Below are 17,814 nucleotides of genomic sequence, written 5' to 3' on the forward strand. Positions count from 1 at the left end.
GCAGCGCCTTGGCAGCAGCGGTGGCAGCACCAGTCTCGGTGATGACCATGTTCAGCGCGGCGCTACGGCCACGGCGATCCCTTGTGGAAGTTGTCGATCAGGTTCTGGTCGTTGGTGTACGAGTGAACAGTTTCGACGTGACCGTTGATGATACCGAACTTGTCATTCACAGCCTTCAGCACCGGCACGATGGCGTTGGTGGTGCAGGAAGCGGCGGACACGATCTTGTCGTCAGCGGTGATTTCACCGTGGTTGATGCCGTGAACGATGTTCTTCAGCTTGCCTTTGCCAGGCGCGGTCAGAACAACGCGGTCGATACCCGGGCAGGACAGGTGCTGGCCCAGGCCGTCGGCGTCACGCCATACACCGGTGTTATCCACCAGCAGCGCGTTTTTGATGCCGTACTGGGTGTAGTCCACTTCAGTCGGGTTCTTCGCGTAGATAACCTGGATCAGGTTGCCGTTGGCGGTGATGGTGTTATTGGCTTCATCAATGGTGATGGTGCCATTGAACGAACCGTGCACCGAGTCCCGACGCAGCAGGCTGGCACGCTTGACCAGATCGTTCTCGGCGCCCTTGCGGACAACGATGGCGCGCAGACGCAGGCCGTCGCCACCACCGGTTTTCTCGATCAGGATGCGCGCCAGCAGACGGCCGATACGACCGAAGCCGTACAGGACAACGTCGGTACCGGTACGGCCGGAACCATTCTGCTTGCCGACCACATCGGCCAGTTCGTCACGGACGAACGCTTCGGCGGTACGGCCATTACCTTCGGCTTTGAATTTGACAGCCAGCTTGCCCAGATCTACCGAAGCAGCGCCGAGCTTGAGCTCGCTCATTGCCTTGAGCAGCGGGAATGTTTCGTGGACGGACAATTCGCTGTCATCGGACTGGCGATGGCGAGCAAAGCGGTGAGCTTTGAGAATCGCGATGACAGACTGGTTGATCAGACTGCGGCCATAGATCGAGCTCACCACGTTGTTATTGCGGTAGAGCTGACCGATAAGCGGAATCATCGCTTCTGCGAGTGCTTCACGGTCGATCCATTCACCAAGACACTGGTCGGGCTTCTGAGTCACGGTAACCTTCCACATGTAGGGGCAGAAAAAAGGGGCTACATTATGCCGCCGAGTGGCTCCTGTAGCAATGCGCGCCTGTCGCACTGGCGGCAACAAAATCCTGTTCAAAAAAATCACGCCCCACGCCAGCCCAGTAAAACCGGGGCTTTCAGCGCAGTCAATTTTCCGACGACAACGCTGCCGTGTCCGTAACCCTCCGTAACACTGAGCGGTTTTGGCACTACATTTTCAGTGTCAAACCGCCAGTTTTTGTCATTACCACTACATTTCACCCAGCTTGTGCATATAGACACAGTCTGCAACTGACAGCCGGCACCTGAGGCCGTTACAATTGTCGACTTTGTCGCAACGCTTGGAGCTCAACCTTCCGTGCCCGTTCTGCGTCTACCGCTTCTCCCTGCCGCGGCAGGTAAACAGCACTGGGGCAACCTGCCCGGTGCCGCCCTGAGCCTGGCCATTGCCGAGGCCGCCAGCGCTGCCAAGCGCTTTACCCTGCTACTGACCGCCGACAGCCAGAGTGCCGAACGGCTGGAACAGGAGCTGAGTTTCTTCGCCCCGGATTTGCCTGTTCTGCATTTCCCCGACTGGGAAACCCTTCCCTACGATCTGTTCTCGCCACATCAGGACATCATCTCTCAGCGCATCTCCAGCCTTTATCGGTTGCCGGAGCTGGAGCATGGCGTGCTGGTCGTGCCGATCACCACGGCTCTGCACCGTCTGGCGCCGACCAAATTCCTGCTCGGCAGCAGTCTGGTGCTGGATGTCGGCCAGAAGCTCGATGTCGAGCAAATGCGCAGCCGGCTTGAAGCCAGCGGCTATCGTTACGTCGATACAGTTTATGAGCACGGCGAATTCACCGTGCGCGGCTCGCTGATCGATCTGTTCCCGATGGGCAGCAAACTGCCCTTCCGCATCGATCTGTTCGACGACGAAATCGAAACCCTGCGTACCTTCGATCCGGAAAACCAGCGCTCAATCGACAAGGTGGACACTGTTCGCCTGCTGCCGGCGCGGGAGTTCCCGCTGCAAAAGGACGCGGTCACCCGTTTCAAGGCGCGCTTTCGCGAGCGCTTCGATGTCGACTTCCGTCGCTGCCCGATCTTTCAGGATTTGAGCAGCGGGATTACACCGGCGGGTATCGAGTACTACTTGCCGTTGTTCTTCGACGAAACCTCCACCCTGTTCGATTACCTGCCTCAGGACACGCAAGTGTTCTCTTTGCCGGGCATCGAACAGGCGGCGGAGAATTTCTGGAACGACGTACGCAATCGTTACGAAGAGCGCCGCGTCGACCCATCCCGTCCTTTATTGCCACCGGCCGAGCTGTTCTTGCCCGTGGAAGATTGCTTTGCTCGCCTGAAGAACTGGCCCCGTGTGGTTGCCAGTCAACAGGACGTGGAAACCGGTGTCGGTCGCGAGCGTTTCCCGGCTCAGCCACTGCCGAACCTGGCCATCGAGGCCAAGGCCACTCAGCCGTTGGCGGCGCTGGCCGGTTTCCTCGACGAATTCCCTGGCCGCGTGCTGTTTACCGCCGAGTCCGCGGGCCGCCGTGAAGTGCTGCTGGAGTTGCTGGAACGCCTGAAGCTGCGACCGAAAACCGTCGACAGTTGGCCAGACTTTGTTGCGAGCAAGGAGCGCTTGGCGATCACCATCGCACCGCTCGACGAAGGACTGTTGCTGGACGATCCAGCCCTGGCCCTGGTCGCTGAAAGCCCGTTGTTCGGTCAGCGCGTGATGCAGCGTCGCCGTCGCGAGAAACGCGCTGACGCCAACAACGATGCAGTGATCAAAAACCTCACCGAACTGCGCGAAGGCGCGCCGGTGGTGCACATCGATCATGGTGTCGGCCGCTATCTGGGACTGACGATCCTGGAAATCGATAGTCAAGCCGCCGAATTCCTGACCCTTGAATATGCCGAGAACGCCAAGCTGTACGTCCCGGTCGCCAACCTGCATTTGATCGCCCGCTACACCGGCAGCGACGATGCCTTGGCGCCGCTGCACCGCCTCGGCTCCGAAACCTGGCAGAAAGCCAAACGCAAAGCCGCCGAACAGGTGCGCGACGTGGCCGCCGAGTTGCTCGACATCTATGCCCGTCGCGCCGCTCGCGAGGGTTATGCCTTCGCCGACCCCAAAGCCGATTACGCGACCTTCAGCGCCGGTTTCCCGTTCGAAGAAACCCCGGACCAGCAAACCACCATCGAAGCGGTGCGCGCCGACATGCTCGCGCCGAAACCGATGGATCGCCTGGTCTGCGGCGACGTCGGTTTCGGCAAGACCGAAGTGGCGATGCGCGCGGCGTTCATCGCGGTGCATGGCGGTCGTCAGGTGGCGATTCTGGTGCCAACCACCCTGCTCGCCCAGCAACATTACAACAGCTTCCGCGACCGCTTCGCCGACTGGCCGGTGAGCGTGGAAGTGATGAGCCGCTTCAAGTCGACCAAGGAAGTCAACGCCGCGGTCGCGGACCTGGCCGAAGGCAAGATCGACATCGTCATCGGCACACACAAGCTGCTGCAAGACGACGTCAAAATCAAAAACCTCGGGCTGGTGATCATCGACGAAGAGCACCGTTTCGGTGTCCGTCAGAAAGAACAGCTCAAGGCGCTGCGCAGTGAAGTCGACATCCTGACGCTGACCGCCACGCCAATTCCGCGCACGTTGAACATGGCGGTATCGGGCATGCGCGACCTGTCGATCATCGCCACGCCGCCGGCCCGCCGCCTGTCGGTGCGCACGTTCGTCATGGAGCAGAACAAGAGCACGGTAAAAGAAGCCCTGCTCCGTGAGTTGCTGCGTGGCGGCCAGGTCTACTACCTGCACAACGACGTGAAGACCATCGAGAAATGCGCCGCCGACCTCGCCGAACTGGTGCCGGAAGCACGGATCGGCATCGGCCACGGGCAGATGCGTGAACGCGATCTCGAACAGGTGATGAGCGACTTCTACCACAAGCGCTTCAACGTGCTGATCGCCTCGACCATCATCGAGACCGGCATCGACGTGCCGAGCGCCAATACCATCATCATCGAGCGTGCCGACAAGTTCGGCCTGGCGCAGTTGCATCAATTGCGTGGCCGCGTCGGTCGCAGCCACCACCAGGCGTATGCTTACCTGCTGACACCGCCGCGCCAGCAGATCACTCCCGACGCAGAAAAGCGTCTCGAAGCGATTGCCAACACCCAGGACCTCGGCGCGGGCTTCGTGCTCGCGACCAACGACCTGGAAATCCGCGGTGCCGGCGAACTGCTGGGCGACGGTCAGAGCGGGCAGATCCAGGCCGTCGGTTTCACGCTGTACATGGAAATGCTCGAGCGCGCGGTGAAGTCGATCCGCAAGGGCGAACAGCCAAACCTCGACCAACCGCTGGGCGGCGGTCCGGAAGTCAATCTGCGTGTACCGGCGCTGATCCCCGAGGACTATCTGCCGGATGTTCACGCGCGACTGATTCTCTACAAACGCATTGCCTCGGCCACCGATGAGGAAGGCCTCAAGGACCTGCAAGTGGAGATGATCGACCGTTTCGGCCTGCTGCCGGAGCCGACCAAGAACCTGGTGCGGATAACGGCGCTGAAATTGCAGGCCGAACAGTTGGGCATCAAGAAAGTCGACGGTGGTCCGCAAGGCGGTCGTATCGAGTTCGCGGCACAGACCCCGGTCGATCCGCTGACACTGATCAAACTGATCCAGAGCCAGCCCAAACGCTACAAGTTCGAAGGCGCCACGATGTTCAAATTCCAGGTCCCCATGGAGCGCCCGGAAGAACGTTTTAATACTGTAGAGGCGCTATTCGAGCGCCTCATTCCGACCACTGCTTGAAGGACGCCGCATGCGCCTGTTTCGCTCACTGACCTTGTTGATGTCGTTGTTTTCGCCGTTCGCCTCGACGGCGTTTGCCGATGATCTGTATCAGGTTGAAATGATTCTGGTGCGGCAAAACGCCGTGCCCGCCATCGTCAGCCGCGCCGCGCCGGAAGACTGGGATGCCGGCGCCCAACGCATCAGCCCCGACAGTTTTCGCACGCCGAGCCTTAATCCCGAAGTGGAAAAGCTCACCGCCAGCAATGAATACACAGTGCTGATGCACAAGGCCTGGCAACAAAAGCTCGGCGAAGAAGCCAGCAAAGTCGCGATCAGCGAAGGCACCGAGCAGTTCGGCCAGTTCCCGATCGAAGGCACGCTGAGCCTGAAACTGGGGCGTTTCACCGACGTCGATGCAGACTTCTGGGTCAATAAGATTGATGCCAACGGCCTGGTCACCGCCAGCGAACGCCTGAAGCAGGAAAGCCACACCAAGAACGGTCAACTGAACTTCCTCGACAACGGTCACCTGGGCCTGCTGATCAAGATCACCTCGCTGACCGCCCCTGCACCTCGGCCAGTCCCCGATGTAATTCCGGACTGATATGCCCCCGACCCTGAGCAAACCCCTGGCAACATCCTGGGTCAGCCGATTCAAGGAACAAAGCCTGGAGCGTGGCCGCCGCTACGCGCTGGAAAACCGCGTCAGGATCGTCGAAGTCGGCGACGCCACCATCACCGCCAGTTGCGAAGGCTCTGGCGGCAACGTTTACCGTCAGACCATTCGCCTGCGCGAGTCGGCCAAAGGCACGTTGCTGATGATCGACGCCACGTGCACCTGCCCGGTTCATAGCAACTGCAAACATTGCGCGGCGGTGTTGCTGCAAGTGCAGGAAACCCTCGCCTACCCGGCGGCGGCGAAAGACGCCGAACTGCTGGAAAAACTTCAGGCCGTACTGGAAAACCGTAGCCCGAAAGCGCCGCCGCAAGTGCTGGTGGACAACGTGCAACCGGTGCCGCGCCTGTGGCTGGCAAGTATCGAATTCAGTGCCTTTGAACCACGCAACGGCAAGATGCAGCGTTACATCCAGCATCGCGCGGCGCTGTCCTTCAGTTATCTGGACGAATACGTCAGCGGACAGAAAAACACTGACATCCTGATTCGTCAGGAGACACAGACGCTGCGGATAAAACGTCACCCGGAAGTCGAACAGGCCTACAGGGAACAGCTGCGAATCCTCGGTTTCAAGATCGCCACCCGACAAAGCAAGGCCTTGCCCGAAAGTGCCGGCGAACTCTACGAGATGGTCAACGACAGCGCCTGGCTGACTTTCACCCTCAACGAGCTGCCGAAGCTGCGCACCCAAGGGTGGGAGTTGCAGATTGACGAGGACTTCGGCTTCGACCTGACCGCAGTTGAAGACTGGTACGCCACCGTCGAGCAGGCACCGGAGCGCGACTGGTTCGACCTGGAATTGGGGATCATCGTCAACGGCGAACGGCTGAGCCTGTTGCCGATCCTGTTAAACCTGATGCGCTCCCATACCGAGCTTCTCAACCCGGAACGCCTCGCCCGACGCCGCGACGACGAATTGATTCTGGTGAACATCCCGCAGCGCCGCAGCACCGACCAAGGCCCGCTGCAGGTCGCCCTGCCCTTCGGCCGCTTAAAACCGGTGCTGGCCACTCTCGGCGAGTTTTACCTGCAAGAGCCCGGTGAAACCACGCTGCGCCTGAGCAAGGCCGACGCCACGCGACTGAATCCGCTGGAAGGCCTGCCGTTGCTCTGGGAAGGTGGCGAGCAGATCCGCACCTTTGCCCAACGCCTGCGTGACATCAAAGACCACACCGCAGTGGCACCCGAAGGGTTGAATGCCACCTTGCGCCCGTATCAGCTGGAAGGCCTGAGCTGGATGCAGTCGTTGCGGCAACTGGAAGTCGGCGGGATTCTCGCGGACGACATGGGCCTGGGCAAAACCCTACAGACCCTGGCGCATATTCTCAGCGAGAAGAACGCCGGGCGCCTCGATCGGCCGTGCATGGTGGTCATGCCCACCAGCCTGATCCCCAACTGGCTCGACGAAGCCGCGCATTTCACGCCTCAGCTCAAAGTGCTGGCGCTGTACGGCGCCAGTCGCAAGAAGCACTTCGGTGATCTGGCCGACTACGACCTGATTCTGACCACTTATGCGCTGCTGCCCAAGGACGTCGAACGCCTCGCCGCGCAGCCATTGCACGTATTGGTGCTGGATGAAGCGCAGTACATCAAGAATCCCAACAGCAAGGCCGCCCACGCCGCCCGCGAGCTGAATGCTCGCCAGCGCCTGTGCCTGAGTGGCACGCCACTGGAAAATCACCTCGGTGAGCTGTGGTCGCTGTTCCACTTCCTGCTGCCCGGCTGGCTCGGTGACGTGAAAAGCTTCAACCGCGATTACCGCGTACCGATAGAAAAGCGTGCCAGCGACGTAAGACTTCAGCACCTCAACGGTCGGATAAAACCGTTCCTGCTGCGCAGAACCAAGGAACAGGTGGCCACCGAACTGCCGCCGAAAACCGAGATCGTCCATTGGGTCGAGCTCAACGAAGCGCAGCGCGACGTGTACGAAACCATGCGCCTGGCCATGGACAAGAAAGTCCGCGACGAGATCACTCGCAAAGGCGTGGCGCGCAGCCAGATCATCATTCTTGAAGCCCTGCTGAAGCTGCGCCAGGTGTGCTGTGATTTACGCCTGGTCAACGATGCTGCCCTGCCCGCGCGCGGTAGCACCTCCGGCAAGCTTGATAGCCTGATGGAAATGCTTGAAGAGTTGTTCGAGGAAGGTCGGCGGATTCTGCTGTTTTCGCAGTTCACCTCAATGCTGTCGTTGATCGAGGACGAGCTGAAAAAACGCGGCGTGGCGTATGCGATCCTGACCGGACAAACCCGCGACCGACGCACGCCGGTGAAGGAATTCCAGAGCGGCAAGCGGCAGATCTTTCTGATCAGCTTGAAGGCCGGCGGTGTGGGGCTGAACCTGACCGAAGCCGACACGGTGATTCACTACGATCCATGGTGGAACCCGGCGACGGAAAATCAGGCGACGGATCGTGCCTATCGCATTGGTCAGGAGAAGCCGGTATTCGTCTACAAGATGATTGCCAGGGGCACGGTGGAAGAGAAAATTCAGCATCTGCAGAAGGAAAAATCCGATCTGGCCGCAGGCGTGCTGGATGGGCGCAAAACCGGAGACTGGAAGTTGCAGAGCGATGATATCGAGGCGCTGTTTGCGCCGCTGCCGGAAAAAATTGATAAGTAGCAGCGACAGGTAGATCGCTTTCGCGGGCAAGCCTCGCTCCTACAGAAATGTGTGCGGTCACAATGGTGTGATCAACATAAAATGTGTAGGAGCGAGGCTTGCCCGCGAAAGGAACAACTCGGTAATGAGCCAGACTCAGCCCTTCAACACCCGCGCCAACGTCGACTTCACCTTACCCATCCCGTCACGCAATGCCTGCTCGATCTCGGCCATGGTGATCACCGCTGTCGACTTTCCCGCCGCCGGGTTCACCACCAGCGCCAGACAGGCGTAATCCAGTTCCAGCTCGCGGGCCAACGCCGCTTCCGGCATTCCGGTCATGCCGACAATGTCGCAACCGTCACGTTCCAGCCTCGCAACTTCAGCCACTGTTTCCAGACGCGGGCCCTGAGTGCAGGCGTACACGCCTTGGCTGCTGTAGCCAACGCCTTCAACCGCCAACGCCGCGATCAATTGCTGACGCAGGGGTTCGCTGTAGGGATAGCTGAAGTCGATGTGTGTGACCTGTTCCAGGTCATCGGCGAAATAGGTGTGTTCGCGGCCGCTGGTGTAGTCGATCAATTGATGTGGCACGCAGAAATGTCCGGCGCCCATCGCAGTGTGAATCCCGCCCACGGCGTTGACCGCAAGAATCGCTTCGGCGCCGGCCTGCTTCAAGGCCCACAGGTTGGCGCGGTAGTTCACCTGATGCGGCGGGAAACGGTGTGGGTGCCCATGACGCGCGAGAAACAGCACTTCCTTGCCGGCATACTCACCGATCTGCACTTCGGCCGAAGGCGTGCCGTAAGGCGTGTCCACCGCCAATGACTGACGAATGCTCAAGCCTTCGAGTTGAGTCAGGCCGGTGCCACCGATAATCGCGTAAACCGTCATGACGAAAATCCTCAATCAATCAATTGAGCTTCTTTGAGCGCGCCGATGGCCGCTAGCCAGCGCGGGTCTTGACGGTATTCGGTGCTGGCATACGCCTGCCCGCGCATCCGCGTAATACGCGCCGAAGGTTTGACCTTCAAACGCTGGGCGGCGCTCAAGGCCAGCTCGGCAGCTGCGCGATCGTTGCACACCAGACCCATGTCACAACCGGCGGTCAATGCCGCTTCGATGCGACTGGCGGCATCGCCGACCACATGGGCACCGGCCATCGACAGGTCATCACTGAAGATCACGCCATCGAACTGCAGCTCCCCACGCAGGATATCCTGCAACCAGCGACGGGAGAAACCTGCAGGCTGGGAATCGACTTGTGGATAAATAACGTGGGCTGGCATGACGGCGGCCAGTTGCTTGCTCAATCGCGCAAACGGCACAAGATCGTTGGCGCGGATTTCGTCGAGACTGCGTTCGTCGTTGGGAATCGCGACATGAGAATCGGCCTCGGCCCAGCCATGCCCGGGGAAATGCTTGCCAGTGGCGGCCATTCCCGCGCTATTCATGCCACGGATGAACGCACCGGCGAGCAAGGCTGCGCGCTCGGGATCACCTTCGAACGAACGGGTGCCGACCACCGCACTGCGCTGGTAATCCAGGTCCAGCACGGGGGCGAAGCTCAGGTCGAGACCGACCGCGAGCACTTCGGTCGCCATGATCCAGCCACACTGCTCGGCCAGGTCTTCGGCATTCGGGTTATCGGCGATGGCGCGCATGGCTGGCAACCGCACGAAGCCCTGACGAAGCCGTTGAACCCGACCGCCCTCTTGATCCACCGCCAGCAGCAGATCGGGACGAATGGCGCGGATCGAAGCGCTCAATTCGCGCACTTGGCGCGGGTGTTCGATGTTGCGGGCAAAAATGATCAGGCCGCCCACTTCGGGCTGGCGCAACAATTGGCGATCTTCAGCCGTCAGCCAGGTACCGGCGACGTCCACCATCAACGAGCCTTGCAGGCCAGCAGTCATAGAGATTCCTTGATTACGATAAACCCGGCTCGCACGAATTCGCCGCCATGGGCTGTGCCCGGCAGGTCGGCGATTTCAATGAGGAGCGGGTTCAGAACGAGAGTCGGCATGGGCGGCTAGCTTAGCGGATGTCAGCTGCCGCGCCCACCCGTGTGCGGTTAAACCTTGGCGGCGACCGGGGCCGATTTGCTGCGCGGACGCAACTGCGCGGTGGCCATGGCAGTGTCAGTGACGCCGGTTTCTGCCCGCATGCCAGCGGCCAGGAACGGCACCATCAGACGCATCACCTGTTCGATGGAAGTGTTGACGCCGAAATCGGTCTCGGCAATCGCACGCAAGGCCTTGATCCCCGACATGCTGAACGCCGCGGCACCCAGCATGAAGTGCACACGCCAGAACAGTTCGATCGGGGGAATGCGCGGCGCGGCCTCGTTGACCAGCATCATGTAGCGGCGGAACACCTTGCCGTACATATCTTCCAGATAACGACGCAAGTGCCCTTGGCTCTGACTGAACGCCAGCCCCAGCAAACGCATGAAGATGGACAGGTCGTTGCCGCTGCGCGGCTGCACCACCAGAGCTTGCTCGACCAGAATCTCCAGCAACTCTTCAAGGGTCGGCTTGTTCTCGGGTTTGGCCTGACGGCGCTCCAGCTCTTTATCGAGACTGAGGCAGAATGGCCCGAGAAAACGCGAGAAGACCGCCTGGATCAGCGCCTTCTTCGAGCCGAAGTGATAATTCACCGCCGCCAGATTGACACCGGCCTTGCTGGTGATCAGACGCAATGAGGTTTCAGCAAAACCTTTTTCCGCGAACAACTGCTCGGCAGCATCGAGAATGCGTTCAACGGTTTCCGACTGGGCCATGGCTACTCCGCCTGACAAACACTTGTTTGAAACATACGTTTCAGCCCTGGCCTTGTCAAGTCTGGCGGTTCGTTTTGGGAATGGTCGGTCAGGTATTTAACCATACAACAGCAGCGCATCAATCAGCGAGCAAAATGACCGTCCAGCGCCCGGCGAAAAAAGGGGCATTGCCAAGACCGGTTCACTGTATATAATCCCAGTCACTGTATAAAAAGACAGAGCGATCAATATGCTAAAGCTGACGCCACGCCAAGCAGAGATTCTGGCCTTCATCAAACGTTGCCTTGAAGACAACGGCTACCCGCCGACCCGCGCGGAAATCGCTCAGGAACTGGGTTTCAAGTCGCCCAATGCGGCGGAAGAACACCTCAAGGCGCTGGCCCGCAAGGGGGCGATCGAGATGACTCCGGGCGCCTCCCGCGGCATCCGCATCCCCGGCTTCGAAGCCAAGGCCGACGAGTCCAGCTTGCCGATCATCGGCCGCGTGGCTGCCGGTGCGCCGATCCTCGCCCAGCAGCACATCGAAGAATCCTGCAACATCAATCCTTCATTCTTCCATCCTCGCGCTGACTATCTGCTGCGGGTCCATGGCATGAGCATGAAAGATGTCGGCATTTTCGACGGTGACCTGCTGGCCGTTCATACCACTCGCGAAGCCCGCAACGGCCAGATCGTGGTGGCGCGAATCGGTGACGAAGTGACCGTCAAGCGCTTCAAGCGCGATGGCAGCAAGGTCTGGTTGATTGCCGAAAACCCTGAATTCGCCCCTATCGAAGTCAACCTGAAAGATCAGGAGCTGGTCATCGAAGGCTTGAGTGTCGGCGTGATTCGCCGCTAAAGGAGACTTTATGCAGTTCCCACATACTCCACAGCAAGCCCAACTGCCGTTGTTTGAGGCGTTCATGGCGCAGCCATTGGCGCCGATCCTGAAGGACGTAGTCGAATCGCCCTGGAGCGCCGAGCCCGAAGTCTTCAGCGAGCTGTCACTGCGCGGCGCGGCCGGGAACTGCCTGAACCTTCTGGCACCGATTCTCCGGGAACTGAGCCAGGATCAGGATGCACGCTGGCTGACACTCATCGCCCCGCCTGCCAGCCTGACACAAGCCTGGTTACGGGACGCCGGCCTGAACCGTGAGCGCATTCTGCTCCTGCAACCGCGCGGCACGCAGAGCGCTCAGCAGTTGACCTGCGAAGCCTTGCGACTTGGCCGCAGCCATACGGTCGTCAGCTGGCTTAACCCGCTGAGCGCAACGTCGCGGCAACAGTTGATCAGCGCTGCCCGTATCGGGGATGCGCAAAGTCTGAATATTCGACTGGGTTAACTGACAAACACTGTGCGCGCTGAACAGCGCGGGGCTTCTCCAGGGATAGAGAAGCCAATCTGTAGAGGTATTCGAAGAATCCGACGGGCGGGATCAATGAAGAACCCGTGGCCCCTCTTCCTTATCAAATTCGCCTTCAACCAGGCGTCCTGCCATCTGAACACCGACGCTCAACATCGCCTTGGCGACTTCCACATGCTGGCCTTGCAGGAAAACCTTGGCATCCTCGGAGAAATCCAAAGTAACCAGAGAACCCTCGTCCTCGGCCCTGCGCAGCTCGATTCGGCCGTCTGGTAACTCGACAATTTCTAGAAAGGACGTTGGCATAAAGGTCTGTTCTCCACGAAAGGCGGGGATTATATAGGCATCAGCCAAGCTTCGCTCGGGATCTTGACCAAATGCCATCACGAAGAGAAATTTCTGACATCACGCTTCCTTGAGCGGACCCGTCCCTAAACACTCAATCTTTCAGCACTCGTTCAACCCTTCGCGAAACCGAATCGCCAGACCTTTAAGGTTCTGACGCCAGCTCTCCAGCTCTTCCCGACTCAGCTCTTCCGGCGCCTCTTCTTCATCCAGATTAACGGCCTGGATTAGCGGCTGCGTCACATCACCCTTGGGCTTATGCGGCGCGCGAGGCGGCTGAAACAGTGCGGCATGTGCCGACAGTAATTTGGCCAGCCAGGTTTCAGGGTTTTGGGCCAGTTCGACCATCTCGGCCATTTCCGGAATAGCGATGGTTTCGAGCACTTCGCGGGTCAGCAGCATCTCTGCCCGCGGCGCATTGGCCTGAGGCAGGCGATAGAAACCGGCGATTTCATGGCACAGTCCCAACAGCGCACCGTACAGGTGAAACAACGCCGATTCGCGCCCGGCCTGAATCAGCGCGAGGGAGTTCATCGCCCGCCCCTCTTCGGCTTTGGCAAGCGCTTCCAGCGACAGGCCGGCGAAATAAATCTTCTGGTTGGTACGGGTATAGAGTTCGTGGGCCATGACGGCAGCCTCCACAACGAAATAATTGCTTCACGCAGGTCAGACAGTGTCGTGGATCACCTGAGCTTCCCGCAAGCCCAAAACAAAAGGCCGCATGAAAACCCGTGGGTTGTCTCATGCGGCCTTTTGCGTACAGCCTTTTAAGCCTTGGCTGATGGACGCTTGTCTTCAACCGTCCACTTGCCGCCGTCGTAATACGCCTTCCAGCCAGTCGGTTTACCGTCAACCTCAGTCTGCACGTATTGCTCTTTGGTCTTGCGGCTGTAACGAATTACCGAAGGAAGGCCGTCCGGATCTTTCTTCGGCGCTTCGCAGAGGAAATGGTACTTCGGATCGATCTCATCCTTGTGCGGCACGATCTCCATGACCAATGGAGCACGGGTCTCGCGGTTTTTCGGGAACTGGCTGGCCGCCAGGAACAGGCCGGAAGCACCGTCACGAAGGATATAGGTGTCGTTGACCTTTTCGCATTTGAGCTCAGGCATCTTCACCGGGTCCATCTTCGGCGGCGCCGCGTCACCGCTTTTCAGCAGCTTGCGGGTGTTCTTGCAGGTGGCGTTGGTGCAACCGAAGAACTTGCCGAAACGGCCGGTCTTGAGCTGCATCTCGCTGCCGCACTTGTCGCACTCCAGGCTCGGACCTTCATAGCCTTTGATGCGATAGGTGCCCTCTTCGATTTCGTAGCCAGAGCAATCCGGGTTGTTACCGCAGATGTGCAGCTTGCGCTTCTCGTCGAGCAGGTAAGCGTCCATGGCCGTGCTGCAGATCGGGCAGCGATGCTTGCCACGCAGGACCAGCGATTCGGACTCACCCTCGTCGTCCGCGGCGATTTCATCGCCCGGCACCAGGTTGACGGTGGCCTTGCAGCGCTCTTTCGGCGGCAGGCTATAGCCCGAGCAACCGAGGAACACGCCCGTCGAAGCAGTACGGATCTGCATCGGACGACCGCACAACACGCACGGAATGTCAGTCATCACCGGCTGATTGGCGCGCATGCCGCCTTCGGCACTTTCGGCTACTTCGAGTTTCTTCTTGAAGTCGCCGTAGAACTCGTCGAGCACGTTTTTCCAGTCGCGTTCGCCCTGAGCCACGTCATCGAGGTTCTCTTCCATGCCGGCGGTGAAGCCGTAGTCCATGAGATTGGAGAAGCTCTCGGCCAGACGCTCGGTGACAATGTCGCCCATCTTTTCCGAATAGAAACGACGGTTGTGCAGCGCCACGTAGCCGCGGTCCTGGATGGTCGAAATGATCGCGGCATAGGTAGAAGGACGACCGATGCCGCGCTTTTCCATTTCTTTAACCAGGCTCGCTTCCGAGTAACGCGCCGGCGGCTTGGTGAAGTGCTGGGTCGGATCAAGCTTGATCAGCTTCATCGCGTCGCCCTGGGCCATGTCCGGCAGCACGTCGTCATCGCCAGGCTTGGCAATTTGCGGCATGACGCGGGTGTAACCGTCGAACTTCAGAATGCGGCCCTTGGCACGCAACTCGAAGTCGCCGGCACCAACGGTGACCGTGGTCGACAGGTATTGCGCCGGCAGCATCTGGCAAGCGAGGAACTGGCGCCAGATCAGCTCGTAGAGCCGTTCTGCATCACGTTCCATGCCCGATAGCTTGCTTGGCTCGGTATTGGCGTCAGACGGACGAATCGCTTCGTGAGCCTCTTGTGCGCCTTCCTTGCTGCTGTAGACGTTCGGGTTTTCCGGCAGGTATTTCTTGCCGAACTCGCCTTCAATATAGGTACGCGCCATCGTCACGGCATCGGCCGAGAGGTTGGTGGAGTCGGTACGCATATAGGTGATGTAGCCGGCTTCGTACAAACGCTGGGCCATCATCATGGTTTTCTTCACACCGAAGCCGAGGCGGTTGCTCGCGGCCTGCTGCAGGGTGGAAGTGATGAACGGTGCCGACGGCTTGCTGCTGGTCGGTTTGTCTTCACGCTTGACGATGCTGTAGCTGGAAGCCTTGAGCTTTTCCAGCGCGGCCATGGCCTGGGTTTCATTGAGCGGCTTGAAGGCTTCGCCTTTCTCGCGGGCCACGTCGAAGCGCACGGTCGCGCCCTTGGCTGTGCCGAGGTCAGCGTGGACTTCCCAGTACTCTTCCGGGTTGAACGCGCGGATTTCACGCTCACGCTCGACCACCAGCTTCACGGCAACCGATTGCACGCGACCGGCGGACAGGCCACGAGCGACCTTGGCCCACAGCAGCGGCGAAACCATGTAACCCACCACGCGGTCGAGGAAACGACGCGCTTGCTGGGCGTTTACTCGATCGATGTCCAGCTCGCCCGGTTTGGAGAAGGCTTCCTGGATCGCTTTCTTGGTGATTTCGTTGAACACCACGCGCTTGTAGCGGCTGTCGTCACCACCGATGGCTTCGCGCAGGTGCCAGGCAATGGCTTCCCCCTCGCGATCCAAGTCGGTTGCGAGATAGATGGTGTCAGCATCTTTGGCGAGCCGGCGCAGCTCTTCGATGACTTTTTCCTTGCCCGGGAGGATCTCGTACTTGGCTTTCCAGCCATGATCGGGATCGACACCCATGCGCGAGACCAGCTGCTTGCGCGCTTTCTCTTTCGGCGTGAGCACCGGACCTTCACCTGCGGCGGCCTTGCCGCGCTTGGCGGCAGGCTCTTTGCTGGCGCTAGCCGAACCGCTGGTGGGCAGGTCTCGGATATGGCCGATACTCGACTTCACCACGTATTGGTTACCCAGATACTTGTTGATGGTCTTGGCCTTAGCCGGGGATTCCACAATGACCAGCGATTTGCCCATGGATCAGAAAATTCCTGAATTCTAGAAGTGAAAGGCGGTTGGCGCCTGACGCGGCACCGCTATATATAGTGGCTACAAGGTGAGGTCAAGCGCAGGGTTCTGCGCGCACTCCCCTTATGGCTGTGGAAAAACGCTCGGTTCGGCTTGCACCAAAGCAAAGCGTGGCACCTGTTCGCCGTCAACCTCGACCGACTCCAGGAACATGCTCAAGGGACGCACCCAAAAGCCGTAATCGCCATACAGGGCTTGGTAGAAGACCACTTCCTCTTCGGTTTCCGAATGCCGCGCAACAGCGAATACGCGGTACTGCGGACCTTTGTAATGTTCGTAGAGCCCAGGTTGTATCGGCATGTTTTGGCCCTCACTGAAATTTTTTCAAAATAAAAACAAAATAAATCCGGAAAAACAAAAACCGGGGCACTTGGCCCCGGCTTCCATCAGCGAAACGCTTAAACGCGTTCGAAGACGGTGGAGATGCCTTGGCCGAGACCAATGCACATGGTGGCTACCCCGAAGGTACCGCCATTCTGCTTCATCACGTTCAGCAAAGTGCCGGAGATACGGGCACCGGAGCAACCGAACGGGTGACCCAGGGCGATCGCGCCGCCGTGCAGGTTAACCTTCTCGTTCATCTTGTCGAGCACTTTCAAATCTTTCAGCACTGGCAACGCCTGTGCGGCGAAAGCTTCGTTGAGCTCGAAGAAGTCGATATCGTTGATACCAAGACCCGCGCGCTTCAGTGCTTTCTGCGTTGCCGGTACTGGACCATAGCCCATGATCGCCGGGTCCACACCTGCCACTGCCATCGAACGGATCACCGCCATTGGCTGGATACCCAGGTCTTGGGCACGCTGCGCCGACATCACGATCATGCACGAAGCACCGTCGGTGATCTGCGACGAAGTACCGGCTGTCACGGTGCCGCCCTTCGGGTTAAACGCTGGCTTCAGAGCCGCCAGGCTTTCCAGGGTGGTTTCCGGACGAATGGTTTCGTCGTAGTCGAACAGTTTCAGGAAACCGTTCTCGTCGTAGCCCTGCATCGGGATGATTTCGTCTTTGAACTTGCCTTCCAGAGTCGCCTTGTGGGCGAGCTGGTGGGAGCGCACGCCAAAGGCGTCCTGTTGTTCGCGAGTAATGCCGTGCATTTTGCCGAGCATTTCCGCGGTCAGGCCCATCATGCCCGAGGCTTTCGCCGCATACAGGGACATGTGCGGGTTCGGATCGACACCGTGCATCATGCTCACGTGGCCCATATGCTCGACGCCACCAACCACGAACACGTCACCGTTACCGGTCATGATCGCTTGCGCAGCGGTGTGCAGAGCACTCATCGACGAGCCACACAGACGGCTGACGGTCTGGCCGGCCGCGGTGTGAGGGATCTGCGTCATCAGGGACGCCATGCGGGCGATGTTCCAGCCCTGCTCCAGGGTCTGGTTCACACAGCCCCAGATCACGTCTTCAACTTCGCTCGGGTCGACCTTGACGTTGCGTTCCAGCAATTTGCTGATCAGGTGCGCCGACATGTCTTCGGCGCGGGTGTTGCGGTGCATGCCGCCCTTGGAGCGGCCCATCGGCGTACGACCGAAGTCGACAATCACGACGTCTCTAGGATTCAAGCTCATATACTTTCACTCTCGCTCTAGTGTGGGCGCTTAACCGAAGAAGCTCTGACCGTTTTTGGCCATTGCACGCAGCTTCGCGGTCGGGTGGTACAGCGCGCCCAAATCAGCGTACTGGTCAGCCAGGGCAACGAACTCTGCAACACCGATCGAGTCGATGTAGCGCAGC

At 59.4% G+C, this 17,814-nt stretch carries 14 protein-coding genes and 1 pseudogene; 5 read left to right on the forward strand and 10 right to left on the reverse strand.

Going from position 1 to position 17,814, the window contains the following annotated elements:
* Positions 1–1,097, reverse strand: a pseudogene (locus ACIPLA_RS14780) (glyceraldehyde-3-phosphate dehydrogenase); the annotation flags it as partial.
* Between the two features lie 354 nt (positions 1,098–1,451).
* Here ACIPLA_RS14780 and mfd point away from each other — a divergent pair.
* From mfd to ACIPLA_RS14795, 3 genes are read left to right on the forward strand one after another with little or no spacing between them, the layout of a single operon-like run.
* Positions 1,452–4,901 carry a transcription-repair coupling factor gene (gene mfd / locus ACIPLA_RS14785; protein ID WP_218394370.1) on the forward strand — a complete coding sequence of 1,150 codons (3,450 nt, stop codon included), beginning with the start codon at positions 1,452–1,454 and terminating at the stop codon, positions 4,899–4,901.
* Positions 4,902–4,911: 10 nt separating this feature from the next.
* Positions 4,912–5,487: a CsiV family protein gene (locus tag ACIPLA_RS14790; protein ID WP_218394369.1), complete on the forward strand. Its 576-nt coding sequence runs from the start codon at positions 4,912–4,914 to the stop codon at positions 5,485–5,487.
* A 1-nt stretch (position 5,488) separates the two neighbouring features.
* The gene (locus ACIPLA_RS14795; RefSeq protein ID WP_192342558.1) at positions 5,489–8,179 is read left to right on the forward strand and encodes a DEAD/DEAH box helicase; all 2,691 of its coding nucleotides are present in this window, start codon (positions 5,489–5,491) and stop codon (positions 8,177–8,179) included.
* A 135-nt stretch (positions 8,180–8,314) separates the two neighbouring features.
* On the opposite strand, the gene ACIPLA_RS14800 is transcribed toward ACIPLA_RS14795, so the two are convergent.
* From ACIPLA_RS14800 to ACIPLA_RS14810, 3 genes are all read right to left on the reverse strand, one after another.
* Positions 8,315–9,052, reverse strand: coding sequence for an S-methyl-5'-thioinosine phosphorylase (locus ACIPLA_RS14800; protein ID WP_401173744.1), 738 nt, complete (start codon positions 9,050–9,052; stop codon positions 8,315–8,317).
* Positions 9,053–9,063: 11 nt separating this feature from the next.
* Entirely contained in the window at positions 9,064–10,074 is a 1,011-nt protein-coding gene (nagZ, locus tag ACIPLA_RS14805) for a beta-N-acetylhexosaminidase (RefSeq protein ID WP_225603240.1), read from the reverse strand.
* Positions 10,075–10,232: 158 nt separating this feature from the next.
* A complete protein-coding gene (locus ACIPLA_RS14810; protein ID WP_007907768.1) occupies positions 10,233–10,940 on the reverse strand; it encodes a TetR/AcrR family transcriptional regulator in 708 nt (235 codons plus the stop codon).
* A 229-nt stretch (positions 10,941–11,169) separates the two neighbouring features.
* Here ACIPLA_RS14810 and lexA point away from each other — a divergent pair, with 229 nt between their 5' ends.
* Both lexA and sulA read left to right on the forward strand, forming a co-directional pair.
* Positions 11,170–11,778, forward strand: a complete 609-nt coding sequence (gene lexA, locus ACIPLA_RS14815; protein WP_007907770.1) for a transcriptional repressor LexA — start codon at positions 11,170–11,172, stop codon at positions 11,776–11,778.
* Positions 11,779–11,788: 10 nt separating this feature from the next.
* Entirely contained in the window at positions 11,789–12,262 is a 474-nt protein-coding gene (gene sulA / locus ACIPLA_RS14820; RefSeq protein WP_401173747.1) for an SOS-induced cell division inhibitor SulA, read from the forward strand.
* Between the two features lie 93 nt (positions 12,263–12,355).
* On the opposite strand, the gene ACIPLA_RS14825 is transcribed toward sulA, so the two are convergent.
* From ACIPLA_RS14825 to ACIPLA_RS14850, 6 genes are all read right to left on the reverse strand, one after another.
* Positions 12,356–12,589 (reverse strand): hypothetical protein, encoded by a 234-nt coding sequence (locus ACIPLA_RS14825; protein ID WP_007907774.1) that lies wholly within the window; start codon positions 12,587–12,589, stop codon positions 12,356–12,358.
* A gap of 141 nt (positions 12,590–12,730) precedes the next feature.
* The gene (locus ACIPLA_RS14830; protein WP_008073064.1) at positions 12,731–13,255 is read right to left on the reverse strand and encodes a DUF6586 family protein; all 525 of its coding nucleotides are present in this window, start codon (positions 13,253–13,255) and stop codon (positions 12,731–12,733) included.
* Positions 13,256–13,395: 140 nt separating this feature from the next.
* Positions 13,396–16,023, reverse strand: coding sequence for a type I DNA topoisomerase (topA, locus tag ACIPLA_RS14835; protein WP_123496489.1), 2,628 nt, complete (start codon positions 16,021–16,023; stop codon positions 13,396–13,398).
* Positions 16,024–16,137: 114 nt separating this feature from the next.
* Entirely contained in the window at positions 16,138–16,374 is a 237-nt protein-coding gene (locus tag ACIPLA_RS14840; RefSeq protein ID WP_007907781.1) for a DUF1653 domain-containing protein, read from the reverse strand.
* A 98-nt stretch (positions 16,375–16,472) separates the two neighbouring features.
* Complete coding sequence (fadA, locus tag ACIPLA_RS14845; protein ID WP_008007076.1) at positions 16,473–17,648, reverse strand: acetyl-CoA C-acyltransferase FadA; 1,176 nt, start codon at positions 17,646–17,648, stop codon at positions 16,473–16,475.
* A 30-nt stretch (positions 17,649–17,678) separates the two neighbouring features.
* Positions 17,679–17,814, reverse strand: a 136-nt coding sequence (locus ACIPLA_RS14850; protein ID WP_401173829.1) for a hypothetical protein, incomplete at its 5' end; no start/stop codon positions are given.

This window comes from Pseudomonas sp. NPDC086112, assembly GCF_044746425.1.
Classification (GTDB): Bacteria; Pseudomonadota; Gammaproteobacteria; order Pseudomonadales; family Pseudomonadaceae; genus Aquipseudomonas.